At 72.2% G+C, this 24,315-nt stretch carries 16 protein-coding genes; 10 read left to right on the top strand and 6 right to left on the bottom strand.

Annotation, left to right across the window (positions count from 1 at the left end; translation table 11 throughout):
* The 4 genes from ABT154_RS25870 to ABT154_RS25855 all read right to left on the bottom strand — a co-directional run.
* On the bottom strand, positions 1 to 1,925 hold a 1,925-nt coding region (locus ABT154_RS25870), incomplete at its 3' end, for a type I polyketide synthase (RefSeq protein WP_351859535.1).
* Between the two features lie 185 nt (positions 1,926 to 2,110).
* Positions 2,111 to 11,593, bottom strand: a complete 9,483-nt coding sequence (locus ABT154_RS25865) for an SDR family NAD(P)-dependent oxidoreductase (protein ID WP_351859533.1) — start codon at positions 11,591 to 11,593, stop codon at positions 2,111 to 2,113.
* Positions 11,594 to 11,898: 305 nt separating this feature from the next.
* Positions 11,899 to 12,225: a hypothetical protein gene (locus ABT154_RS25860; RefSeq protein WP_502969587.1), complete on the bottom strand. Its 327-nt coding sequence runs from the start codon at positions 12,223 to 12,225 to the stop codon at positions 11,899 to 11,901.
* Positions 12,222 to 12,833 (bottom strand): RNA polymerase sigma factor, encoded by a 612-nt coding sequence (locus ABT154_RS25855; RefSeq protein ID WP_351859531.1) that lies wholly within the window; start codon positions 12,831 to 12,833, stop codon positions 12,222 to 12,224. The genes ABT154_RS25860 and ABT154_RS25855 overlap by 4 nt, the downstream gene beginning before the upstream one ends.
* A gap of 362 nt (positions 12,834 to 13,195) precedes the next feature.
* Here ABT154_RS25855 and pcaDC point away from each other — a divergent pair, with 362 nt between their 5' ends.
* The 8 genes from pcaDC to ABT154_RS25815 all read left to right on the top strand — a co-directional run bounded on the left by pcaDC (position 13,196) and on the right by ABT154_RS25815 (position 19,844).
* Complete coding sequence (gene pcaDC / locus ABT154_RS25850; protein ID WP_351859529.1) at positions 13,196 to 14,458, top strand: bifunctional 3-oxoadipate enol-lactonase/4-carboxymuconolactone decarboxylase PcaDC; 1,263 nt, start codon at positions 13,196 to 13,198, stop codon at positions 14,456 to 14,458.
* Positions 14,459 to 14,467: 9 nt separating this feature from the next.
* Positions 14,468 to 15,100, top strand: a complete 633-nt coding sequence (locus ABT154_RS25845; protein ID WP_351859527.1) for an MBL fold metallo-hydrolase — start codon at positions 14,468 to 14,470, stop codon at positions 15,098 to 15,100.
* 96 nt (positions 15,101 to 15,196) lie between these two features.
* Entirely contained in the window at positions 15,197 to 15,976 is a 780-nt protein-coding gene (locus ABT154_RS25840; RefSeq protein ID WP_351859525.1) for an exodeoxyribonuclease III, read from the top strand.
* Positions 15,977 to 16,056: 80 nt separating this feature from the next.
* Positions 16,057 to 16,500 (top strand): DUF6278 family protein, encoded by a 444-nt coding sequence (locus ABT154_RS25835; RefSeq protein WP_351859523.1) that lies wholly within the window; start codon positions 16,057 to 16,059, stop codon positions 16,498 to 16,500.
* 135 nt (positions 16,501 to 16,635) lie between these two features.
* Positions 16,636 to 17,382: an amino acid ABC transporter ATP-binding protein gene (locus tag ABT154_RS25830; protein WP_351859521.1), complete on the top strand. Its 747-nt coding sequence runs from the start codon at positions 16,636 to 16,638 to the stop codon at positions 17,380 to 17,382.
* A gap of 14 nt (positions 17,383 to 17,396) precedes the next feature.
* Complete coding sequence (locus ABT154_RS25825) at positions 17,397 to 18,314, top strand: glutamate ABC transporter substrate-binding protein (protein ID WP_351859520.1); 918 nt, start codon at positions 17,397 to 17,399, stop codon at positions 18,312 to 18,314.
* A 31-nt stretch (positions 18,315 to 18,345) separates the two neighbouring features.
* Complete coding sequence (locus tag ABT154_RS25820; RefSeq protein WP_351859518.1) at positions 18,346 to 18,990, top strand: amino acid ABC transporter permease; 645 nt, start codon at positions 18,346 to 18,348, stop codon at positions 18,988 to 18,990.
* On the top strand, positions 18,987 to 19,844 hold the full coding sequence (locus tag ABT154_RS25815; protein WP_351859516.1) for an amino acid ABC transporter permease: 858 nt from the start codon (positions 18,987 to 18,989) through the stop codon (positions 19,842 to 19,844). The genes ABT154_RS25820 and ABT154_RS25815 overlap by 4 nt, the downstream gene beginning before the upstream one ends.
* Positions 19,845 to 19,881: 37 nt before the next feature.
* On the opposite strand, the gene ABT154_RS25810 is transcribed toward ABT154_RS25815, so the two are convergent.
* Positions 19,882 to 20,247, bottom strand: coding sequence for a CocE/NonD family hydrolase C-terminal non-catalytic domain-containing protein (locus ABT154_RS25810; protein ID WP_351859514.1), 366 nt, complete (start codon positions 20,245 to 20,247; stop codon positions 19,882 to 19,884).
* A gap of 131 nt (positions 20,248 to 20,378) precedes the next feature.
* On the opposite strand from ABT154_RS25810, the gene ABT154_RS25805 reads away from it, so the two are divergent.
* Positions 20,379 to 21,635, top strand: a complete 1,257-nt coding sequence (locus ABT154_RS25805; RefSeq protein ID WP_351859512.1) for a cytochrome P450 — start codon at positions 20,379 to 20,381, stop codon at positions 21,633 to 21,635.
* Here the strand turns inward: ABT154_RS25805 and ABT154_RS25800 are convergent.
* Positions 21,586 to 22,317 (bottom strand): hypothetical protein, encoded by a 732-nt coding sequence (locus ABT154_RS25800; RefSeq protein WP_351859510.1) that lies wholly within the window; start codon positions 22,315 to 22,317, stop codon positions 21,586 to 21,588. The genes ABT154_RS25805 and ABT154_RS25800 overlap by 50 nt on opposite strands.
* Before the next feature lie 105 nt (positions 22,318 to 22,422).
* Here ABT154_RS25800 and ggt point away from each other — a divergent pair, with 105 nt between their 5' ends.
* Positions 22,423 to 24,231 carry a gamma-glutamyltransferase gene (gene ggt, locus ABT154_RS25795; RefSeq protein WP_351859508.1) on the top strand — a complete coding sequence of 603 codons (1,809 nt, stop codon included), beginning with the start codon at positions 22,423 to 22,425 and terminating at the stop codon, positions 24,229 to 24,231.
* The last annotated feature ends 84 nt before the right edge of the window (positions 24,232 to 24,315 follow it).

Genomic DNA, 24,315 nt, shown 5'->3' with positions numbered 1-24,315 from the left:
GCCCAGGAGGCGGGCTGGACGACATCGACCCGGTCCAGGCCCGGTGCGCCGTCCTCACCACGGAGCACGGCCGTGAGCGACCAGTCCACGAAGGGGGAGAGGGCCGTCTCGCACTCGGCGATGACACGGGCGAACTCGGGCGAGGAGTCGAGGAGGCCCAGGGCCATGCCCACCCACTGCGAACCCTGCCCCGGGAACACGAACACGGCCCGGGAGGCCGACACGCCGCTCTCGGCGGTGAGCTCCCCGGAGGCCAGCGCGTCCAGACCGGCGAGCAGCCCCTCACGGCCGTCGGTACCGGGGACGACGGCCCGCGACTCGAAGGCGGACCGCCCGGTGGCCAGGGAGCACGCGACATCGGCGGGGGTCAGCTCGGGCTTCGCCCGTACGTGTGCGGCCAGCTGTCCGGCGGCCTGCGCGAGCGCGTCCGCCGAGCGCGCGGAGACCAGCCACGGAAGGTCCGTTTCCCGCAGCGGTACGGGCGCGGTCTCCTCGGTGGCGGGCTCGGCCGGTGCCTCCGCGAGGATGACGTGGGCGTTGGTGCCGCTGATGCCGAAGGAGGAAACACCGGCCCTGCGGACCCTGTCCTCCTCGGCGGGCCACGGGCGCGGTGCGGTGAGCAGCTCGACGCCGGCGTCCCACTCCACCAGCTCGCTCGGCCTGCTCACGTTGAGGGAGGCGGGCAGTTCGCCGTGGCGCAGGGCCATGACCATCTTGATGACGCCGCCGACGCCTGCCGCCGCCTGGGAGTGTCCGAGGTTGGACTTGAGGGAGCCGAGCAGGAGCGGCTGTCCCTCGCGCTCGGTGCCATAGGTGGCGACGAGTGCCTGTGCCTCGATGGGGTCGCCGAGGACGGTGCCGGTGCCGTGGGCCTCGACGGCGTCGACGCCGGAGAAGGTGATACCGGCGTCCTGGACGGCGGCGCGGATCACCCGCTCCTGGGCCGGGCCGCTCGGGGCGGTGAGCCCGTTGGAGGCGCCGTCCTGGTTGACGGCGGTTCCGGCGACGACGGCGAGTACGTCGTGTCCGAGGCGGCGGGCGTCCGAGAGCCGCTCGACGACGAGGACGCCGACGCCCTCGGCCCACGCGGTGCCGTCGGCGTCGGCGGAGAAGGACTTGGCCCGGCCGTCGGCCGCGAGGCCCCGCTGCCGGGAGAACTCGACGAAGATGCCGGGCGTGGACATGATGGTCACACCGCCCGCGAGGGCGAGCGAGCACTCACCGGACCGTACGGCGTTCACCGCGAGGTGCAGGGCGACGAGGGACGAGGAGCAGGCGGTGTCCACGGTCAGCGCCGGGCCCTGGAGTCCGAGGGTGTAGGCCACCCGGCCCGATGCCACGCTGGACGTGGTTCCCGTCAGGCCGAACCCGGCGGCCCCCGCCGCCGCCTCGCCGAGCCGGGGGCCGTACTCCTGGGCGATGGCGCCGAGGAACACGCCCGTCGACGAACCGTGCAGCGACCCGGGCGTGATGCCGGACCGCTCCAGGGCCTCCCAGGACACTTCGAGGAGGAGCCGCTGCTGCGGGTCCATGGCCAGCGCCTCGCGCGGCGAGATCCCGAAGAAGGACGGATCGAACTCGGCGGCGCCGGTCAGGAACCCGCCGTCGCGCACGTACGAGGTACCGGAGTGCTCCGGGTCCGGGTGGTAGAGGCCTTCGAGGTCCCAGCCACGGTCGACCGGGAGGCCCGAGATCACGTCGCGCTGCTCGGCGACGACCCGCCACAGCGCCTCGGGCGAGTCCACGCCGCCCGGGAATCGGCACCCCATGCCGACGATCACGATCGGATCGTCGGCGTTCGTGCTCGTCTCCGTGCCCGATCCGGCGCCCGCCTCCAGCTCGCGGATCCGCTGACGGGACTGGTGGAGGTCGACGGTGAGTCGTTTGAGGTATTCGACGAGTTTGTCGTTGTCCGTCGTTGTCATGGTGAAGGTGCCCCCGTAGGCGTCGTGAAGTGGTGCGTGCGCGCGGAATCCGGGCACGGCTGCCCGTGAGACGTGCCCGGGTGTGCCGCGCGCAGCGAGCAGGGTGAGCAGGGTGCCGGTCCTCCGCGCGGGGCGGAGGCGGCGTCGGAGTGGGAGGTGCCGTCAGAGTGCGGAGATGGCGTGCGTCACAGTTCGGAGTCGATGAACGCGAGGAGTTCGTCGACCGACGCGGACTGGACCCGTTCGGTCAGGTCCATGTCGTCGGCCGGGGCCCGCTGGGCCGGTACGCGGGCGACCAGTGCCTGGAGTCGCTGGACGATCTCGTCCCTGATGTCGTCCCGGGTGTCGTCCGGCAGTTCGGCGAGCGTCGCTTCCAGCCGGCCGAGCTCGATCAGTCCGGGTACGGCCGTGCCGCCGGTCGCGTCGATGGATTCGGTGGTGGCGTCGGAGTCCTCGTCGTCCGGGGCCAGTTCGGAGTGCAGCTGGGCCACGACCGCAAGGGGTGTCGGGTAGTTGAAGAGGAAGGTCGCGGGCAGGCGCAGACCGGAGCCGGTCTGGATCCTGTTGCGCAGTTCGACGAGAGTGAGCGAGTCGCAGCCCATGTCCTTGAAGGGACGGTCGGCGGGGATGCCGGCCGCCGAGGACCGCCCGAGCACGGCGGCGGTCTGTACCCGGACGAGGTCGAGCAGCAGTTCCTCCCGCTCGGGCGGGCTGAGTACGGCGAGCCGGTCGCTCAGGGTCCCGGTCGTCGGGGCCGCCGCGGCCGTCGGCACCTGGGCCGGCCGGACCGCCACCGGCGCCAGATCCCTTAGCACGGTGGGCAGTTGGTCCCCGAGCGCGCCGAGCGCGGCACGGTCCAGGGGGGCGGGTACGAGCGCGGCGGCGTCCGTGCGGAGAGCCGCGTCGAGCAGGGCCAGGCCCTCCGCCCGGTCGATGGGCGCGAGTCCGGTTCTGGCGATCCTCACCCGGTCGGCCTCGGACAGGGCGCCCGCCATGCCGGCGGCACCCGGCCTCCCCGCCGTGTCCGACCACATGCCCCAGGCCAGGGACAGCGCCGGCAGACGACGCACCCTGCGGTACTGGGCCAGCGCGTCCAGGTAGGTGTTGGCGGCGGCGTAGTTGCCCTGGCCGGCGCCACCGATGACCCCCATGACGGAGGAGAAGAGGACGAACGCCGCGAGATCCTGGTCCGTGGTCAGCTCGTGGAGGTTCCGGGCCGCCACCGCCTTCGCGGCGAGCACGGTGTCCAGGCGTTCGGGGGTGAGCGCGGTGACCACACCGTCGTCGAGCACGCCCGCGGCATGGACGACGGCGGTGAGCCGTACGCCGTTCAGCAGCTCCGAGAGCGCGTTCCGGTCGGCGGTGTCACAGGCGGCGACCATCACCTCAGCGCCCAAATCGGTGAGTTCCGAGGCCAGTTCACCGGATCCCGGGGCTTCGGGGCCACGGCGGCTGACCAGGAGCAGACGGCGGGCGCCGTGCTCGGTGACCAGATGCCGTGCGACCAGTCCGCCGAGCGCTCCGGTGGCCCCGGTGACCAGCACCGTGCCGTCCGGGTCGAGTGCCGCCGGCAGGGTCAGGACGACCTTGCCGATGTGCTTGGCCTGACTGACGTGACGGAACGCCTCCGGTGCACGGCGGACGTCCCATGTGTTGACCGGCAGCGGCTTCAGTGCCCCCGAGGACAGCAACTTCATTACGTCCGCCAGGAGTTCCGCGATCCGCTCCGTCGGTTCCTGGAGCAGGTCGAAGAAGCCGTAGTCCACCCCCGGGTGGTCGGCCGCCACCCGCTCCGGGTCGCGCAGATCCGTCTTGCCCATCTCCACGAACCGACCGCCGTGCGGCAGCAGCCGCAGGGACGCGTCCACGAACTCACCCGCGAGCGAGTTCAGTACGACGTCCATGCCACGGCCCTCGGTGGCCGCGCCGAACGAGGTCTCGAAGTCCAGGGTGCGGGACGACGCCAGGTTCGTCCCCTCCAGGCCGAGACCACGCAGGGCGTCCCACTTGCCGGGACCCGCCGTGCCGTAGACCTCGGCACCCAGGTGCCGGGCCAGCTGGACGGCGGCCATGCCGACCCCGCCCGCGGCGGCGTGGATCAGGACGCGCTCGCCCTCCGCCAGACCCGCCAGGCCGACGAGGGCGTGGTACGCGGTCAGGAACACGATGGGCGCGGACGCCGCCTGGGCGTACGACCAGTCGTCCGGCATGGCGGCGACCCGCCGGTGGTCGGCGACGGCCACCGGTCCGAACGCCCCGGAGAGCAGACCCATCACCCGGTCCCCGACGCCCAGTCCGACGACGCCCGGCCCGACCTCGGTGACCACGCCGGCCCCTTCGAGGCCCAGCAGGCCGGGGTCGCCGGGGTACAGGCCGAGGGTGTTCAGGACGTCGCGGAAGTTGACGCCCGCGGCGCGCACGGAGATGCGGACCTCGCCCTCGGCCAGCGGGGCCAGGGCCTCCGGGCAGGGGGCGAGCGTCAGATGGTCGAGCGTCCCCCGGTCGCGTACCGCGAGGCGCCATGCGGACACCCCGGCGGGGGGGACGAGGGCGCCGTCGCCCGCCGCCCGGCCGAGCCGGGGAACCAGCAACGATCCTTCTCGTACGGCTAGTTGGGGTTCGGTGCCGATCAACGGCAGTGCGGTACGGCAGTCGGCGGCCGACTCCACGTCGAGCAGACCGATCCGCCCGGGGTTCTCCGTCTGGGCCGAGCGCGCCAGACCCCACACGGCGGCCACGTCGGGGTCGACGTCGGCGTCCGGTTCCGTGGCCACGGCGGCCCGCGTGACGAGCACGAGCCGGGAGTCCGCGAACCGGTCGTCGGCCAGCCACGCCTGGAGCGCGGCGAGCGCACGGTGCACGGCGGCGGGCCGGGTGTCGGCTGCCGCGCTGCTGGCGTCCACCGAGCCCGTGAGTCCCGCGAGCGGGGCGAAGACGACCTCGGGCGCCGGGTGGCCCGCGTCGAGAGACCGCCCGAGCGCCGCCAGATCGGCGTAAGCCTGCCCGACACCGAGGTCGGCGGAGCCCAGGACGACGGCCGACGGGGACGATTCCCGCTCCGCCGTGACCGGTTTCCAGTCCAGGCGGTGGAGTGACCGGGGAACGGCCACTTCGTCGCTCACCGGGCGCAGCACCAGCTCCTCGATCTCGGCGACCACCGCGCGGGACTCGTCGAGCAGGGTCAGCGAGACGGTGTCCGGACCGGTGTGCGCGATCAGGGCGAGAGCACTTCGGGCCCCGGGCTGACGGACGGTCACACCCCGCCAGGAGAAGGGCAGGAGACGGCGCTCACCGTCGGCCAGCGCGGTCATCACGATCGGGTGCAGGGCCGCGTCGAGCAGGGCCGGGTGCACCCCGTAGGAACCGGCGTCGGTGACGGACGACGGCAGGGCGACCTCGGCGAGCAGGTCCGCCTCGCCCTGCCGCCAGGCGGCCCGCAGGCCCTGGAACACCGGGCCGTAGGAGTATCCGGCGGTGGCCAGATCGTCGTAGCAGCCCTCCACGGGCAGGGGCTCGGTCCCGCCGTCGGGCCGGACCGCGGCCTTCGCGGGCGGGCCGTCGTGCGGGGCGAGCGCACCGGTGGCGTGCAGGGTCCACGGCTCGGTGGCGCCGTCCGGAGTCTCGGAGCGGGCGTGAACGGTCAGCGCGCGCTGACCGTCGTCGCCGGGCGCGGCCACGACGACCTGCACCTCGGCACGGCCCTCCGCCGGGATCACCAGGGGTGCGACCAGGGTGAGTTCGGCGACGTGCGGCATGCCGGTCTGCGCGCCGGCGTGGGCGGCGACTTCCAGGAACGCGGTGCCGGGCAGCAGGACCGATCCGAGGACGGCGTGGTCGGCCAGCCAGGGATGCGTACGCCTGCCGAGCCGGGCGGTCAGTACGGCCTGTCCGGATTCGGCGAGTTCGACGACGGGGCCGAGCATCGGGTGCCCGGCCGCTCCCTGGGCACCCTGAGCGGTCAGCCAGTAGCGCTCCCGCTGGAAGGCGTACGTGGGCAGGGCGGGTGTCCGTCCGGGGCCGAACACGGCGTGCCAGTCGGGGCTTCGGCCCCGGACGTGCAGGGCGCCGAGTGCCTGGGACAGGGTGCGGCGCTCGGGCCGCCCGCGCCGCAGCACCGGGACGAACGCCACTGCTTCGTCGTCGAGGCAGTCCTGGCCGAGGGCCGACAGCACACCGTCCGGGCCGAGTTCGAGGAAGGTCCGCATCCCCAGCTCGTGGAGGGTGGCGAGGCCGTCGGACATCCGTACTTCCCGGCGCACCTGCCGGACCCAGTAGTCGGCGGTGATGTCGACGGGCCGGCCGGTGACGGTGGACACCATGGTGACGCGCGGCTGCGCGTACCGCACTCCCGCCGTGACGGCCGCGAACGCGTCGAGCATCCCGTCCATGCGGTGGGAGTGGAAGGCGTGACTGACGACGAGCCTGCGCGTCTTGTGGCCGGCGGCGGCGAAGACCCCGGCGACCTCCTCGACGGCCTCGACGTCACCGGAGACGACGACGGCCGCGGGGCCGTTGACGGCGGCGATGCTCACTTCGTGGCCGCGGCCTTCGAGGAGGACGGAGACCTCGTCCCGGGAAGCCCGGACGGCCACCATCGCGCCGCCGGCCGGCAGGGCCTGCATGAGCCGGCCGCGTGCGGCGACCAGGGTGCAGGCGTCGGCCAGGGTGAGGATCCCGGCGACGTGGGCGGCGGCGAACTCGCCGATGGAGTGGCCGAGTACGGCGTCCGGAGCCAGGCCCCGGTGTTCGAGCAGCCGGAACAACGCGACCTGGAGGGCGAAGAGGGCGCTCTGTGTGTTCTCGGTGCGGTCGAGCGCCTCGGCGTCGTGGAACATCACCTCGAGGATCGGTGGTGTGCCGGGCACGGACGCGCGGCGGGCGTCCAGTTCGGCGCACACCTCGTCCAGGGCGGCGGCGAACACCGGCTCGCTCTCGTACAACTCCCTCCCCATGCCCACACGCTGGCTTCCCTGCCCGGTGAAGAGGTAGGCGAGTCCGTCGTCGGGGCGTGCCGCACCGACGGTGAGGGCGGAGTGCGGTTCGCCCCGGCCGAGCGCGGTGAGCGCCGCGACGGCCTCCGCCCGGTCCTCGGCGGTGACCGCGGCACGGTGGTCGAGGGCGGTACGGGTGGTGGCGAGGGCGCGGCCGAGGTCGCCGTCGCTCACGACGCCGAGGGTGTCCAGGGCGCCGGCGAGGGCGGTGGCCTGGGCGCGCAGCGCCGGTTCGGTACGGCCGGACAGCACCCACAGCGGGGTGGCTGCGTCGGGGCCGGTGGCCAGCGGCTCGGCGGCGGGCTGCGGGGCGGGGGCTTCGGCGAGGATCACATGGGCGTTGGTGCCGCTGATGCCGAAGGAGGACACACCGGCCCTGCGGACCCGGTCGTCGGTGGCGGGCCAGGGGCGGGGCTCGGTGAGGATCTCGACGCCGCCCGCCTCCCAGTCGACGAGCTTGCTGGGCTCGCCCACGTTCAGCGAGGCGGGCAGCTGCCCGTTGCGCAGGGCCATGACCATCTTGATGACGCCGCCGACTCCGGCCGCCGCCTGGGCGTGCCCGAGGTTGGACTTGAGGGAGCCGAGCAGCAGGGGCTGTCCGTCGCGCTCGGTGCCGTAGGTGGCGAGCAGTGCCTGCGCCTCGATGGGGTCGCCGAGGACCGTGCCGGTGCCGTGGGCCTCGACCGCGTCGACACCCGAGAAGGACACCCCGGCGTCCTGGACGGCGGCGCGGATCACCCGCTCCTGGGCCGGGCCGCTCGGGGCGGTGAGCCCGTTGGAGGCGCCGTCCTGGTTCACGGCGGTTCCGGCGACCACGGCGAGTACGTCGTGTCCGAGGCGCCGGGCGTCGGACAGCCGCTCCACGACGAGGACACCGACGCCCTCGGCCCACGCCGTACCGTCGGCGTCGGCGGAGAAGGACTTGCAGCGGCCGTCCTCCGCGAGGCCCCGCTGACGCGAGAACTCCACGAAGATGCCGGGCGTCGACATGATGGTCACACCGCCCGCGAGGGCGAGCGAGCACTCACCGGACCGCACCGCGCGGACCGCGAGGTGCAGCGCGACCAGGGACGACGAGCAGGCGGTGTCCACGGTCAGCGCCGGGCCCTGGAGTCCGAGCGTGTAGGCCACCCGGCCCGACGTCACGCTGGACGTCGTGCCCGTCAGCCCGAACCCGGCGGCGCCCACGCCCGCCTCACCGAGCCGCGGACCGTACTCCTGCGCCATCACACCGGCGAACACCCCCGCCTGGGTGCCGCGCAGGGAGTCCGGGGCGATTCCGGCCCGCTCAAGGGCCTGCCAGCACACTTCGAGGAAGGCGCGCTGCTGCGGGTCCATCGCCAGCGCCTCGCGCGGCGAGATCCCGAACAGTTCGGCGTCGAACTCGGCGGCGCCTTCGAGGAAGCCACCGTCGCGCACGTACGTGGTGCCCACATGCGCGGGGTCCGGGTGGTAGAGGCCGTCGAGGTCCCAGCCGCGGTCGGCGGGGAAGCCGGAGATCACGTCGCGCTGCTCGGCGACGACCCGCCACAGGGCCTCGGGCGAGTCCACGCCGCCCGGGAAACGGCAGCCGATGCCGACGATCACGACGGGGTCGTCCTGATCGGGACCCGCCTCGGGGGCCGCCGCGTCCTGCCGCTCGTCGGCGAGCAGGGCGGCCAGCGCGGCGGGGCTGGGATGGTCGTACACCACCGTGGTGGAGAGCTTGCGGCCGGTGGCGGCGACGAGACGGTCGCGCAGCTCGACGACCATCGCCGAGTCGATGCCCAACTCCTTGAAGGTCCGCCGGGGTTCGATCTCGGCGGGGGATTCGTAGCCGAGGACGGCGGCGCTGTGCGCCCGTACCAGCTCCAGGGCGGCCGGGCCGGTCAGCGAGCGGATCGCCTCGGTCCCGTCGCCGTCCGCCGGGTCGTCCTGGAACGCCTCGGCCGGGTTCGCCGGCGCGGTGCCGGCCGACGGCGGGGCGACACGGGCGGCGCCGGGCGGCGCGGTGATCCAGTGGCGGCGCCGCTGGAAGGCGTACGTCGGAAGCTCGGTGCGGGCGGCCGGGGCGGCGGGCAGGACGGCGGACCAGTCCACCTCCGCGCCGTGGCAGAACGCCTCGCCGAACGCGAGCGTCAGCCGCCGCGGGCCGCCCTCGCCGCGCCGCAGCGTGCCCAGCGCGGTGACCGGCAGATCCGCGGCCTCAGCGGTCTGCCGGACGGCGAGCGCGAGCACCGGGTGGGGGCTCATCTCGAGGAACAGCTCGTGGCCCGCGTCGAGCAGGGCACGGACGACCGGCGCGAACCGTACGGGCTCCCGCAGGTTCCGGTACCAGTAGTCGACGTCCAGCTCGGAGCCCTCGACCTCCGTGGCGGTCACGGTCGAGTGCAGCGGTACGGTCCCGGGGCGCGGGGCGATCCCGGCGAGGTCCGCGAGGAGCGCGTCGCGCACGGCGTCGACGTGCGGGCTGTGCGAGGCGTAGGCGACCGGGACACGCCGGGTGCGGACGTCCTCGCCGTACCGCGCGGCGAGTGCGTCCAGGGCGGCGCCGTCACCGGCGACCACGGTCATGCCGGGGGAGTTGACGGCGGCCACGCTCAACTGCGGGTGGGCGGCGAGGTCGTCGCGGACCCGGTCGGCGGGCAGCGACACGGTGAGCATGCCGCCGCCGCGGCCGGCGAGCGCGCCGAGGGCGGCGCTGCGCACGGCGATCAGCCGGGCCGCGTCGTCGAGGCTCAGGGCGCCGCTGACGGTGGCGGCGGCGATCTCGCCCTGGGAGTGACCGACGACCGCGGCCGGTTCGACACCCGCCTCCCGCCACAGCGCGGCGAGACCGACCATCACGGCCCACAGTGCGGGCTGCACGACGTCGTCGCGGTCGAGGGCGGGGGCGCCGGGGCGTCCGCGCAGCACATCCGTGAGCGACCAGTCGCGGTACGGGCGCAGCGCGCGCTCGCAGTCCTCGACGACCCGGGCGAAGACGGGGGCGCTGTCCAGGAGTTCGGCGGCCATGCCGGCCCACTGCGAACCCTGGCCGGGGAAGACGAACACGGCCTTGCGGGCGGCCCGGTGGCTGCTGCCGGTGACCGCGGACGGAGTGACGCCGGAGTCGGCGACGGCGTCCAGGGCGGTCAGCAGTTCGCTCCGGTCGGCGCCGACCAGGACCGCCCGGTGGCTGAACGCGGTGCGGTCGTGGGCGAGGGCCCGGGCGATCTCGACGGCGCCCGCGTCAGGGTGTGCGGCGAGGTGCTCGCGCAGCCGGGCGGCCTGGGCGCGCAGCGCCTTGTCGCCGTGCCCGGAAAGCACCCAGGGGACGGATGCGCGTACGTCCGACACACCGGCGTGCTCAGGGATCTGCTCTGGCTTGTTCTCGATGTTCTCGGCGGCGGTTCCCGGCCACTCGCCGAGTACCAGATGGCAGTTGGTTCCGCCCATTCCGACCGATGTCACACCGGCGAAGAGCGGCCCGTCGGGATTCGGCCACGTACCTGCCTCGGTGACGGCGGCGAGCTTCAGTTCATCGAACGCGATGGCCGGATTGGGTGTTTGATAGTTGAGGGTTGGAACGATTTCCCGCTCTTTGAGGCAGAGGATGGTCTTGACCAGTCCCGCTATGCCCGACGCGCCTTCCAAGTGCCCGATGTTCGTCTTGACGGAACCGAGTGCGAGGGGATTACCGGGAGTACGGGACGAAGCGAATACGGCGCCCAGAGCGGAAGCTTCTACAGGATCGCCGACGCGGGTTCCCGAGCCGTGTATTTCTATGTACTGCGCTTGTTCCAACGGTATACATGCGTCGGCCCAGGCAGCGCGTATGACGCGCTCCTGGGCATTTCCGTTCGGGGTGGGGAGGGTCTCGCTCGCTCCGTCGCTGCCGATGGCCCCGCCGTGCAGGAGACAGTGGACGCGGTCGCCGTCCGCGATCGCCCGGCTGAGGAGTTTCAGCGCGACCACGCCGCCGCCCTCGCCCCGGACATAGCCGTTCGCCCGGGCATCGAGTGCGTAACATCGCCCGTCGGGCGAGAGGCTGCCGAAGGCCGCCAGGGCGTGGGTGCTCTCCGGCGCGAGGTTGAGGTTGACACCGCCCGCCAGTGCCACGACGGACTCGCCGCGACGCAGGCTCTCGCAGGCCAACTGCACCGCGACCAGCGAGGACGACTGCGCGGTGTCGACCACCATGCTGGGGCCCTGGAGGCCGAGGACGTAGGAGATCCGGTTGGCGATGATGCCCCGGTGGAGTCCGGTGACGGTGTGCGCGGAGGTGGCGCCGGGGCCCGCCGCGTGGGTCAGGGCCGCGTAGTCGTCGGCGATCGCGCCGACGAAGACACCGGTGGAGGTGCCGGCGAGCGTGGCCGGGACGACCCCGGCGTCCTCAAGGGCCTCCCAGGCGAGTTCGAGCGCGAGCCGCTGCTGCGGATCCATCGCGGCGGCCTCGCGCGGGGATATCCCGAAGAACTCGGCATCGAAGGTGTCGACCTGGGGCAGAAAGCCTCCGGGGCGCGGTGAACCGTCATCTAATGCGGCGAGATGGGCGCGATCCGCGGGTGGCTCCGCAATGGCGTCGCGACCGGACCTGAGGAGGTCCCAGAATTCCGCAGGGCTCGCGCCACCGGGAAAACGGCAGGAAAGACCGACGACGGCAACCGCGTCGGCCAAAGGTGATGGTGTTTCCTGAATCCGGGCATGGCGGATCATGGTGTTGTTGCTCCCCCCGTGAAGCATCATCAACGGCACTGCCGACTCGGCGGTCCGGCATTTGGACCCTAGCACCGAGTCGGCGCTCCGTAAACCAATGGCCACGGGCCGGAGTTGGCATACGAAAACAATGCACGGGGGGCATTTCGGGGGCAGGGCTTGCGTGTAACCGTCTGGTCAACCAGACGGAATCCGAGGGGGCTTGCGCGATTGCCTCGCAACCGCTATCGGCCGCTTTCCCGCAGGCGTCCGCGGGCCCGTCGGTCCGGGGGACCGAGGGGCGGCGGGCTCATGGGTTCACGGGGTCAGGACTTCGGTCCCGGCTGCGCCTTGGTGAGGGTGCAGACGCCGTCCACGCACTGACGCTCCAGACGACCGCGGGAGATGGTCTGCGCCAGGCCGACCATCCAGCAGGTGGGGCAGCCGCGGAAGGCGATCAGCGCCAGCGGCGCCGCCAGCAGGGTCGCCGGGCCGGCGACGGGCACCATGGCGATCGAGCCGATGATCAGCCCGAAGCCGATGGCGCCGCGCGCCAGGTGGCGCGGCACGGACTTGCTGGCGAAGTCGGGCCCCGCGGGCTTGGCGGCGGGGGTCTCGATCAGCACGCCGGGTGCGGTCTTTACGGTGTTCACGGTTGCGTTTCTCCTCCGACTGGTGGTCCGATGGCTGAATCTGATGCCTGATCGGGTGCTTGGTCGGTCACTTCCAGCGAGTGACGCAGTGCTGTTCGCGCCCTGTGCAGCCGCGACTTCATCGCGGCGGTGCTCAGACCGAGCGAACGGGCGACGGTCCTACCGGGCAGGCCCTGGACGTCCCGCATGATCAGGACCTGCCGCTGCTCACGGGGAAGGGCGCTGACCGCGGCCGCGATCCGCTCCACCTCCAGCCGGTGCAGCACCGCCTGCTCGGCGGACGGCTCGGCGCACCCCTCCGGTTCGGCCGACGCCAGGTCGCTCCACGACACGAGCAGCCGTACCTGTCTGAGGCACTCGTTGCGCACGATGCGGAACATCCATGAGGCGAGCGCGCCACTGGCCCGGAGGGTGCCGATCTTCCGGTAGAGGATGATCAGCGCCTCCTGCGCCGCGTCCTCGGCGTCCTGCGGCGAGGCGCACAGTGATATGGCGAACTTGCGCACATGTGGCTGCGATTCCATGACGACGGTGGTGAGCGAGCTGACGTCGCCGTCCTGAGCGGCCTTGATGAGCCGCTCGTCCGGCCAGGGGAAGCGTGGGTTCATGTGCTACTCATACCCGGAGGGCGCCCCGCACGCGGACCGCGGTCAGCTGCGGCTCTTGAAGCGGCGCATCAGGTGCCAGCTGCACGCGCCCACGAGCAGGACTCCGATGACGACGATGGCGGTGACCATGAGTGTTTCCTCCCGGTTCAGCCGGCCCGTTCGGCCGGTACACGGATAAGAGACGGGGGGGTCCCGAAAGGATTCGCCCCCGGCCGAAGTTTTTTTCCCGAGACCCGTGCGCGACCCGTACCCGGCCCGTGGAGGAGCCGTGGGGGACCCCGTGCGCGGCCCCGCCCGTACGGCCCCGGCGCCCGCCCCCGCGCGGCGGCCGGCCCGCACCCGCGTCCCGCCCGGCGGGCGGGATGTGCGAGCGTGAGCGGGTGAACGAGAAGAACACGGAAACCCTGCAGTACGGCTCTGACGGGCCGGAAGACGCCCCGGTCCTGGTCCTGGGACCCTCTCTCGGCACCACGCGCCACATGTGGGACCGGCAGATACCCGAACTCATCAAGGACTGGCGGGTCGTCCGGTTCGACCTCCCCGGGCACGGCGGCGCCCCCGCCGAGCCCTTCACCTCCGTCGCCGAGCTGGGCGACCGGCTCCTCGCCACCCTCGACACACTCGGCATCCAGCGCTTCGGGTACGCGGGCTGCTCCCTCGGCGGCGCCGTCGGCCTCGACCTCGCCCTGCGCGCACCGCACCGGGTCGCCTCGCTCGCCCTGGTCGCGACCTCGCCCCGGTTCGGCAGCGCCGACGAGTTCCGCCAGCGCGGTGTCATCGTCCGGGCCAACGGCCTGGAGCCGATGGCCCGCACCGCCCCCGAGCAGTGGTTCACCCCCGTGTTCGCCGGTGCGCAGCCCGCCATCGTGGACTGGGCGGTGCAGATGGTCCGGACGACCGACCCCGCCTGCTACGTCGCCGCCTGCGAGGCCCTCGCCGTCTTCGACGTCCGCGAGGCCCTGGACCGGATCGGCGTCCCCGTGCTGGTCCTCGTCGGCTCGGAGGACCAGGTCACGGGGCCCGCCGAGGCCCGTACCCTCGTCGCCGGCATCGCCGACGCACGGCTCGCCGTCGTGCCCGGCGCCTCGCACCTCGCCCCCGTCGAACAGCCCGCCGCCGTGACCGACCTGCTCGTCGAGCACTTCGCGGGCACCGCGCCGGACACCAGCGGCGTCCTCACCGTGCCGCCGCTGCCGGCCGCCCCCGCGCCCGAGCCCGTCCCGGCCGTCGAGTCCGCCGAGGCCGGCCGGCCCGACCCGTACGACAAGGGGATCGCCCTGCGCCGCGAGGTCCTCGGCGACGCCCGTGTGGACCAGGCGCTGGCCGGCGACCCCGACGGCAGCTTCCAGGACCTCGTCACCCGGTACGCCTGGGGCGAGGTCTGGGACCGGGACGGCCTCGACCGGCGCACCCGCAGCGTCGTCACCCTCACCGCGCTGATCGCCGGCGGTCACCGCGAGGCCCTCGCCGACCACACCCGTGCCGCCCTCCGCAACGGCCTGTCGGCCGCGGAACTGCGCGAGATCGTCGTCCACGCGGGCGTGTACTGCGGCTTCCCCGCCGCCGAGACCGCGCTCGGCGTGGTCGCCCGCGTCGTCGAGGAGGAGACCAGGCCCCCGGCGTAACCTGGCCGTGTGAAGCTGACGAAGAAGTCCCACGCCTGCGTGCGGCTGGAGAAGGACGGGCGGACGCTCGTCCTCGACCCCGGCATGTTCACCGAGGAGGACGCGGTCCTCGGGGCCGACGCCCTGCTCGTCACGCACGAGCACCCCGACCACTTCGACGAGGGCCGGCTGCGCGCGGCCCTCGAGGCGAACGGGGCCGCCGAGGTCTGGACGCTGCGCAGCGTCGCCCAACAGCTCTCGGCGGCCTTCCCCGGCCGGGTGCACACCGTCGGTCACGGCGACACGTTCACGGCGGCCGGGTTCGACGTCCAGGTGCACGGCGAGCTGCACGCAGTGATCCACCCGGACATCCCGCGCGTCACCAACGTGGGCTTCCTCGTCGACGGCTCCGTCTTCCACCCCGGAGACGCCCTCACCGTGCCCGACCACCCCGTGGACACGCTGCTGCTGCCCGTCATGGCCCCGTGGAACAAGATCTCCGAGGTCATCGACTACGTCCGCGAGGTCGGGCCGCGCCGCGCCTACGACATCCACGACGCGCTGCTGACCGACCTGGCCCGCCCCATCTACGACCGCCAGATCGGCGCCCTCGGCGGCACCGACCACAACCGCCTCGCCCCGGGCACGTCCACGGAGGTCTGAGCACCCACCTCCGAGGGCGGCCCCGCGGGGGCCGCACGACCGGCCCGGAGCCCGCTGCGACGCCGATTGTCAGTGCCCGCACGTAGGCTTGCGCTCATGCGCATCGCCACCTGGAACGTCAATTCGATCACCGCCCGGCTGCCCCGGCTGCTCGCCTGGCTGGAGAGCACCGGCACGGACGTGCTGTGCGTCCAGGAGACCAAGTGCACCGCCGAGCAGTTCCCCACCGAGGAGCTGCGCGCCCTGGGGTACGAGTCCGTGGTCAACGCCACCGGGAGGTGGAACGGCGTGGCCCTGGTCTCCCGCGTCGGCCTCGCGGACGTGGTCACCGGTCTGCCCGGTGGACCCGAGTACGACGGCGCCGAGGAGCCCCGGGCGATCTCCGCGACCTGCGGCCCGGTCCGCGTCTGGTCGGTGTACGTGCCGAACGGCCGGGAGGTCGCCCACGAGCACTACGCCTACAAGCTCCGCTGGCTGGAGGCGCTCAAGGCCGCCGTAGGGGAGGACGCGGCGGGGGACCGCCCCTTCGCGGTCCTCGGTGACTACAACATCGCCCCGACCGACGACGACGTCTGGGACATCGGCGTCTTCGAGGGCGCCACGCACGTGACCGAGCCGGAGCGGGCCGCGCTCGCCGGACTCCGCGAGACCGGTCTGTCCGACGTGGTCCCGCGCCCCCTCAAGTACGACCACCCCTTCACGTACTGGGACTACCGCCAGCTCTGCTTCCCGAAGAACAAGGGCATGCGCATCGACCTGGTCTACGGCAACAAGACCTTCGCCGAGTCGGTCACCGACAGTTACGTGGACCGCGAGGAGCGCAAGGGCAAGGGCGCGTCCGACCACGCGCCGGTCGTCGTCGATCTCGACGTGTAGCGCGGGCGGCTGCCCGGCGGCGGAAATGATCTCCGCGCGCCGGGTGGTCGACCGGCGGGTGGCGGTGCGAGGCTGGTCGGATGAACATCCCGTTTCTGGACAACTGGCGCAAGCGGCATGAGCCCGAGCCGGCCGAGCCCCCGCTGGTCGCTGCCTACGACCGCGACCCCGAGGGAGTGGGCGAGCTGCTCGCCGAGTGCGAGCTGCTGCGCACCCGGGTGGCGCAGTCCGGGGTGGCGCTCGACGACACCCCGCGCTCGCTCCAGGAGCTCGACCAGCTGCCGCCCCGCTGGCGGGACGATCCGGAGGAACTGCCCTGGGTCGGGAACGACGCGGGGCTCTACCTCGGCACCGTGATCGTCCGGAACGTGCCGGGTGCCCGCTGGCAGGTGTGGCCGGGCGGCGGGCCGGTGGTCCGGCTCGCCTCGGGGCGTGAGATCCAGGTCGTGGAGGCCGGTCTCGGCTGGGCGATGACGGGTTCGCCGGAGCTCTCGCAGGTCTACGCGGAGGCCGCCGAGTACTGATTCCGGGTACACCCCACCACCCTTTTGCAGTAAATACGGCTTATTCCTGTTTTATGCGTGTCGGGCCTGAAGTCCCTTTTCGGGTGGATAGCTTGCGCTGACTCGACACCGCTGAGAAATGGGGCAGGGCAGCGTATGGCCGTCGTCGATCCGCTGATCGAACTGCGTGGCGTCAACAAGCACTACGGCACGTTGCACGTCCTCCAGTCCATCGATCTCACCGTCGGCCGGGGTGAGGTGGTCGTCGTCATCGGCCCGTCCGGATCCGGCAAGTCCACCCTCTGCCGGGCGATGAACCGCCTGGAGCGGGTCGAGTCCGGCGAGATCGTCATCGACGGACAGCCCCTCCCCGAGGAGGGCAAGGAGCTCGCCCGGCTGCGGGCCGAAGTCGGCATGGTCTTCCAGTCGTTCAACCTCTTCGCGCACAAGACCGTCCTCGCGAACGTCTCCCTCGCGCAGATCAAGGTCCGCAAGCGCAAGAAGGAGGAGGCCGACCGGCGTTCGCGCGAACTCCTCGAACGGGTCGGGCTCGCCGCCCACGCCGACAAGTACCCGGCCCAGCTCTCCGGCGGCCAGCAGCAGCGCGTGGCCATCGCCCGCGCCCTCGCCATGGACCCCAAGGCCCTCCTCTTCGACGAGCCGACCTCGGCCCTCGACCCCGAGATGATCAACGAGGTCCTGGAGGTCATGCAGCAACTCGCCCACGAGGGAATGACGATGGTGGTCGTCACCCACGAGATGGGCTTCGCCCGCTCGGCCGCCAACCGGGTCGTCTTCATGGCCGACGGGAAGATCGTCGAGGACCGCACGCCGGAGGAGTTCTTCACGGCCCCGCGCAGCGAGCGCGCCAAGGACTTCCTTTCCAAGATCCTCAAGCACTGAGCGGGTTGGGAACCATGCAGCGTACGCACCGCACCCTGGTCGCGCTCGCCCTGCTGCTCGCCGCGACGGCGGCGCTCGGCGGCTGCGGCCGGGAGGGCAGCCCGCCCGTCAAGGGCCCGCAGCCCGACCGACTCCCTGTCTACCAGGTCCAGTCGGGGTTCACCCTGCCCGACTCCGCCACCTGGAACCGGGCGAAGAAGCGCGGCCGGCTGATCGTCGGCGCCAAGGAGGACCAGCCCTACATGGGCGAGAAGGACCCGGCCACCGGCCGGTACTCCGGCTTCGACATCGAGATCGCCAAGATGATGGCGGCCTCCCTCGGCTTCGACCCGGCAGGCATCGACTTCCGTACGATCGCCTCGGCCAACCGCGAGACCGCCCTGCAGAACGGCCAGATCGACTACTACGTCGGCACCTACACCATCAACGACAACCGCAAGAAGCTCGTCGGCTTCGCCGGCCCCTACTATCTGGCCGGCCAGTCCCTCCTGGTCCGCACCGACGAGACCGACATCGCGGGACCCCAGGACCTGGCCGGCAAGCGCGTCTGCTCGGCCGCCGGCTCGACCCCGTACCAGCGGATCCAGAAGGACTACCCGAAGGCCGAACTCGTCGCCTACGACACGTACTCGGCCTGCGTGGACAACCTGCTGACCTACCAGGTCGACGCGGTGACCACCGACGACACGATCCTGATGGGCTACGCCGCCAAGGTCCCCGACGAACTCAAGGTCGTCGGAAAGCCGTTCTCCGAGGAGCCGTACGGCATCGGCGTCCCGCGCGGGGACAACGCGCTGCGCTTCGCGCTCGACGACGCCATCGCCGCCCACGAGAAGAACGGCGACTGGAAGAAGGCGTACGACGCCACCCTCGGCCTCTCCGGGGTCCCGGCCCCGAAGCCGCCCGCCATCGACCGATACCCGGCGAGCTGACCGGAGGAACCCCCGACATGGAGCCATCGCCATGGATGTCCTGACCCAGAACTTCTCGCTCTACGGCAAGGGATTCCTCGGTACCGTCGAACTCACCGTCTACGCCTCGGCGCTGGCCCTCGTCCTGGGCTTCGTCATGGCCTCCTTCCGGGTCGCGCCCGTGGGCTCCTTCCGGGTCTTCGGCACCGTCTGGGTCACCATCCTGCGCAACACCCCGCTGACCCTGCTGTTCTTCGCGGTCATGCTCGGCCTGCCCCGGTTCGGACTCGTGCTGCCCTTCGAGGTGTTCGCCGTCCTCGCGCTCGGCTGCTACACCTCGGCCTTCATCTGCGAGGTCCTGCGCTCCGGCATCAACACCGTGCCGCTCGGTCAGGGCGAGGCGGCCCGCAGCCTCGGAATGAACTTCACCCAGACCCTCGGCACCGTCGTCCTGCCCCAGGCCTTCCGCACGGTCATCCCGCCGATCGGCTCCACCCTGATCGCCCTCGCCAAGAACTCGGCCATCGCGGGGGCGTTCAGCGTCACCGAACTCCTCGGCACCTACAAGACCCTGAGCGAACTCGGCTACAACATCATCTGGACCTTCGTCTGGATCGCCGTCGGATACCTGATCATCACCCTCACCATCAGCGCCCTCTTCCACATCATGGAGAAGCGCTGGGGAGTCGCCCGATGACCCAGTCCACCGCCCTCTACGACATCCCGGGCCCGCACGCCCGGCGGCGCCACCTGCTCTATGGCCTCGCCTCCACCGTGGTGCTCCTCGCGCTGGCCGGCTGGATCCTCTATCTCCTCTTCGACACCGAGCAGTTCACCTCCACCAAGTGGTCCCCCTTCCTCTACAAGGGGATCCAGGAACTGCTGCTGCGCGGGCTCGCCAACACCCTCAAGGCCTTCGCCTACGCCTCGGTGCTCTCCCTCGCCCTCGGCGCGGTCCTCGCCACCGGGCGCCTCTCCGAACACCGGGCGCTGCGCTGGGTGTCGACCGTGCTCGTCGAGTTCTTCCGCGCCATGCCCGTCCTCGTGATGATCTTCTTCATCTTCGTGGCGCTCAAGGTGCAGCCGCTGCCCGCGCTCGTCGCCGGACTGACCCTCTACAACGGCTCCGTGCTCGCGGAGGTCTTCCGTACCGGTATCCACGCCGTCGCACGCGGCCAGGGCGAGGCCGCGTACGCGCTCGGCATGCGCAAGACGCAGGTCATGACCTACGTCCTGGTGCCGCAGGCCGTCCGCGCGATGCTGCCCGCCATCATCAGCCAGCTGGTGGTGGCCCTCAAGGACACCTCGCTCGGCTACCTCATCACCTACGAGGAGTTCCTGCACGCGGGCAAGCTGATCGCCTCCAACCTGGACTACGACCTGCCCTTCATCCCGGTCGTGATGGTGATCTCGCCGATCTACATCGGGATGTGCATGCTGCTCTCCTGGTTCGCCACCTGGGTGGCCAGGAGGGAGCGCCACAGTCCGAAGACGAAGGCCGTCGAGGTCGCTCCGGCCGAACCAGGGACGCTGCTGCCGGGACCGCAGTAGCGAGCGAGAGCCGCACCCGCCCGGCAGCAGCCGGTGATCACTCCTTCCATAGCGGTACCGACACGTACGACGGGTCGGCCGAGGGGGAGAAGAAGGTCAGCTGCGCGCCGGTCGGGTTGTGCTCGATGTAGAGCGGGTCGACGGTGTCGACGACCAGCGCGAGCCGGTGCCCGGCCGGTACGTCGTACGCCGTGGAGAACAGCTCCAGGTCGACGCCGAACGGCTTGCCCGGGGTCCGGTCGTGGAAGGTGTACGGGGCGTTGCTGACCAGCTTGCCGACGCCGAGCGGGCCCACGTCGTAGAGGTACGCGACGAGGGCGCCGCTCGCGGCAGTACCCGCGCCCCGCAGCACCGCGTCCTGGCTGAACTTCCCCGCGATATCCATGTGCCCCCCGCTCTCCATGTGATGCGACGCGGGAGATTCTGGGAGTCGGGGGACACCCCGGACAAGGCTCTCGAACTGTGCGCTCCGTCCTACGAAGAACGGCTCTGACCTGTCATGATGGTGACGTCTTCACCCCGAGGGGAGAGCCGGTGGGGAACACGGCCGACGCGCCCGACGTCTTCGATCCGCGGATCTACGCCGCCGGCATCCCGCACGACCGCTTCCGCGCGCTCCGCGACCGCGCCCCCGTCGCCCGCCAGGACGAGCCCGAGATCCTCGGCTGGCCCGCCGGTCCCGGGTTCTGGGCCGTCACCAGGCACGCCGACGTCGTCCGGGTGCTCAAGGACCCGGGGACGTACTCCTCGTGCCTCGGTGCCACCCAGATCCGCGACCCCCACCCCGCCGACCTGCCCTTCATCCGGCGCATGATGCTCAATCAGGACCCTCCGGAACACGGCTCGTTGAGACGCCTCGTCAGCCGCGCCTTCACCCCCGGACGGATCGAGCGCTTCGCTGCCACCGCGCGGGAGCGGGCCCGGCGGCTGCTCGCGGCGGCGGTCGACACCGGGGGAGAGGTGGACCTCGTCCGGGCCGTCACCGACGACTACGCCCTGCTCAACCTGACCGATCTGCTCGGCGTCCCCGCGAGCGACCGGGAGCTGCTCCACACCTGGACCGAACGCGTCATCGCGTACCAGGACCCCGACGAGCCGCCGGTCCTCGACGCCGAGGGGCGACCGGTCAACCCCCGCTCACCCGCCATGCTGGCCGAGATGTTCGAGTACGCCCAGCAGCTCGCCGCCCATAAGCGCGCCCACCCCGCCGACGACGTCATGAGCGTCCTCGCCGCCTCCGAACTCCGCGACGCCGAACTGGAGATGTTCTTCTTCCTGCTCACCGTCGCCGGGAACGACACCGTCCGCAGCGCCGCCCCCGGCGGCGTCCTCGCCCTCGCCGAACACCCCGACGAACAGCGCCGGCTGTGGAACGGCGAGGTCTCCATGGACACGGCCGTGGACGAACTCCTGCGGGTCCACCCGCCCGTGCTCTCCTTCCGCCGCACCGCCGCCCACGACACGGAACTCGCCGGACAGCCGATCCGGCGCGGCGACAAGGTCGTCGTCTTCCACGCCTCCGCCAACCACGACGAGCGCGTCTTCCCCGACCCGCACCGCCTCGACCTCGGCCGCGACCCGAACCCGCACGTCTCCTTCGGTGACGGCCCGCACGTCTGCCTCGGCGCCCACTTCGCCCGGCTTCAGCTCCGGGTGCTCCACGAGGAGGTACGCCGGGCCTGCGGCGGCCTGGAACCCGCCGGACCTCCCCGCCGCCTCGTCTCCAACTTCATCAACGGAATCAAGTCGCTGCCGGTTCGGCTGCGGGAGCCGTCAGCGCCTCGCGGGTGACATCGGCCACCAGCTCCACCACATCAGGGCCGTACGCCTGCGAGTTGACCACCTTCAGGAGGAGCACGAAGGAGCCGGAGCGGTGCCGCCGTGCCAACTCCTCGTGGTGCCGGGCCAGATAGCGGGTCGCTGCCTGGTTGGTGATGGCCCGCTGCCCGCAGAAGAGGAAGACCGGCCGCCCGCCCTCGCCCGCCGTGAGCCGGGCGAGGATCACGTACTCGGAGACGCCCACCTCCGACAGGTAGCGCTGTGAGCCGATCCGGAACATGCCGCGGACCGGGCTCGGCTCCACCTCGACGTTCACCGTCACCCCGGGCAGCAGCGTGGCCAGATGGGCGTCCATCCGCCGGTTCGAGTAGGGGCCGCCCACGCAGAACTCGGTGCGGTCCCCGAAGCCCTGGTGCGCCTGGTCGTGGGAGAGGATCCGGGCCTGCGCCCCGCAGTCCTTGATGAGCGCCGAGAGTTCGAGCAGCGCGAAGACGTCGAAGCGGTGCACCGAGCGCTCGCCACCCGACTCCCTGTTCACCACGAGCAGGCACTCGGAACTCCCGGGCAGCCCGAAGAACGCCTGCTTGCGGCGGAGCCCGCGCCGCCAGAGGTACGTGCGGCCCAGCCAGCCGAAGGACGCGCTGACGCCCGTCGCCAGCACCCCGAGCACGATGTTGCGCACGTCTTCGTTCATGGGCGCGCATGGTAGCGGGACACCGGCCCCTTGTTCGAGGCGGTCCTGACGGGAGAGGCCCAAGGAAGTTACGCTGCGCGGACGGTCATTGACTGGAGGTAGGGAATGCGTCGCTCCGCCGCTGGCAAGGTCTCTGTTCTCGCCGTCGCGGCGACGGTGCTCTCGATGGGTGCCGCCGCCCCGCCCACGGCCCCGCCGACCGCGGCGCCGCCACCGGTCAAGGCACCGGTCGCCGTCGGGTACGGCGGCGCCGTCGCCAGTGTCGACGCCGACGCCTCCGCCGCGGGAGTCGAGGTGCTCCGCAAGGGCGGCAACGCCGTGGACGCCGCCGTCGCCGTCGCGGCGGCCCTCGGTGTCACCGAGCCCTACTCGGCGGGCATCGGAGGCGGCGGCTACTTCGTGTACTACGACGCGAAGAGCCGCACCGTGCGGACCATCGACGGACGCGAGACCGCGCCCCGCTCCGCCGGCGCCGGCCTGTTCCAGGAGAACGGCGCGCCCATCCCCTTCGAGGAGGGCATGACGAGCGGCCTCGGCGTCGGCACCCCCGGCACCCCGGCGACCTGGCAGACCGCACTCGACGCCTGGGGCAGCAAGCGGCTCGGTGCGCTGCTCGAACCCGCCGAGCGGCTGGCCCGCGAGGGCTTCACCGTCGACGACACCTTCCGCGCGCAGACCGCGGGCAACGAAGCACGCTTCCGTGACTTCCCCGCCACCTCCCAGCTGTTCCTGCCGGGCGGGCAACTGCCCGTCGTCGGATCCGTGTTCAAGAACCCCGACCTGGCCCGTACGTACGAGAAGCTCGGCCGGGAAGGCGTCGGAGCGCTCTACCGGGGACCGCTCGCCCGGGACATCGTCGACACCGTCCGCACGCCCCCGGTCCGTGAGGGCGCCACCCGGAAGGTCCGCCCCGGCGACCTGACGGAGCGTGACCTCGCCGCATACCGCACCGAGTTCCGGAAGCCCACGAAGGTCTCGTACCGCGGACTCGACGTCTACGGGATGGCCCCCTCCTCCTCCGGCGGCACCAGCGTCGGGGAGGCGCTCAACATCCTGGAGGGCACCGACCTCGCCGCCGCCTCACCGGCCGGCTATCTGCACCGGTACATCGAGGCCAGCCGCATCGCCTTCGCCGACCGGGGCCGCTGGGTCGGCGACCCGGCCTTCGAGCAGGTGCCCACGCGCGGACTGCTCTCCCAGCGGTACGCCGACTCCCGGGCCTGCCTCATCCGGGACGACGCCGCCCTGACCAGCCCCCTCGCTCCCGGCGACCCGAGCAGCCCGGTGCCGTGCGCGAGCGGCGGCACGGCGGCCCCGACCACCTACGAGGGGGAGAACACCACTCACCTCACGGTGGCCGACAAGTGGGGCAACATCGTCGCCTACACGCTCACCATCGAGTCCACCGGCGGCAGCGGGATCACCGTGCCCGGCCGGGGCTTCCTGCTCAACAACGAGCTGACCGACTTCTCCTTCGCCCCGGCGAACCCGGCGGTCCACGACCCGAACCTGCCCGGTCCCGGCAAGCGACCGCGCTCCTCGATCTCCCCGACGATCGTCCTCGACGGGCACGGCAGGCCCGTCCTCGCGCTCGGCTCGCCGGGCGGCGCCACCATCATCACGACGGTCCTCCAGACGCTCACCGGGGTCGTCGACCGGGGTCTGCCCCTCGTCGACGCCATCGCCGCCCCACGCGCCAGCCAGCGCAACCAGGCGACCACCGAACTCGAACCGGCCCTGTGGAACAGCCCGGTCAGGGCCGAACTGGAGGCGATCGGGCACGGCTTCCGGCAGAACCCGGAGATCGGCGCGGCGACGGGCGTGCAGCGCCTGCCGGACGGCCGCTGGGTGGCCGCCGCGGAGACGGTCCGCAGGGGAGGCGGCTCGGCCATGGTCGTACGGCCGGCGCGGTGAGGACGCGCGGTTCCCGATCGACTGCGGCGGGGTGAGGGCGGGCGGGCCCTCGACCGCCGCCGCGCCGCCGGGGCGCGGGCGTCG

This window comes from Streptomyces sp. NPDC001728 (assembly GCF_040297565.1).
GTDB lineage: Bacteria > Actinomycetota > Actinomycetes > Streptomycetales > Streptomycetaceae > Streptomyces.
This window is presented reverse-complemented; position numbering and strand designations above follow the sequence as displayed.

Bases quoted from the DNA above. Each gene is read 5' to 3' on its own strand.
- ABT154_RS25865 (WP_351859533.1), bottom strand. From the start codon at position 11,593: ATGATCCGCCATGCCCGGATTCAGGAAACACCATCACCTTTGGCCGAC.
- ABT154_RS25830 (WP_351859521.1), top strand. From the start codon at position 16,636: ATGGCCGTCGTCGATCCGCTGATCGAACTGCGTGGCGTCAACAAGCAC.
- ABT154_RS25855 (WP_351859531.1), bottom strand. From the start codon at position 12,833: ATGAACCCACGCTTCCCCTGGCCGGACGAGCGGCTCATCAAGGCCGCT.
- ABT154_RS25800 (WP_351859510.1), bottom strand. From the start codon at position 22,317: ATGAACGAAGACGTGCGCAACATCGTGCTCGGGGTGCTGGCGACGGGC.
- ABT154_RS25825 (WP_351859520.1), top strand. From the start codon at position 17,397: ATGCAGCGTACGCACCGCACCCTGGTCGCGCTCGCCCTGCTGCTCGCC.
- ABT154_RS25840 (WP_351859525.1), top strand. From the start codon at position 15,197: ATGCGCATCGCCACCTGGAACGTCAATTCGATCACCGCCCGGCTGCCC.
- pcaDC (WP_351859529.1), top strand. From the start codon at position 13,196: ATGTGCGAGCGTGAGCGGGTGAACGAGAAGAACACGGAAACCCTGCAG.
- ABT154_RS25810 (WP_351859514.1), bottom strand. From the start codon at position 20,247: ATGGAGAGCGGGGGGCACATGGATATCGCGGGGAAGTTCAGCCAGGAC.
- ABT154_RS25820 (WP_351859518.1), top strand. From the start codon at position 18,346: ATGGATGTCCTGACCCAGAACTTCTCGCTCTACGGCAAGGGATTCCTC.
- ABT154_RS25835 (WP_351859523.1), top strand. From the start codon at position 16,057: ATGAACATCCCGTTTCTGGACAACTGGCGCAAGCGGCATGAGCCCGAG.
- ggt (WP_351859508.1), top strand. From the start codon at position 22,423: ATGCGTCGCTCCGCCGCTGGCAAGGTCTCTGTTCTCGCCGTCGCGGCG.
- ABT154_RS25815 (WP_351859516.1), top strand. From the start codon at position 18,987: ATGACCCAGTCCACCGCCCTCTACGACATCCCGGGCCCGCACGCCCGG.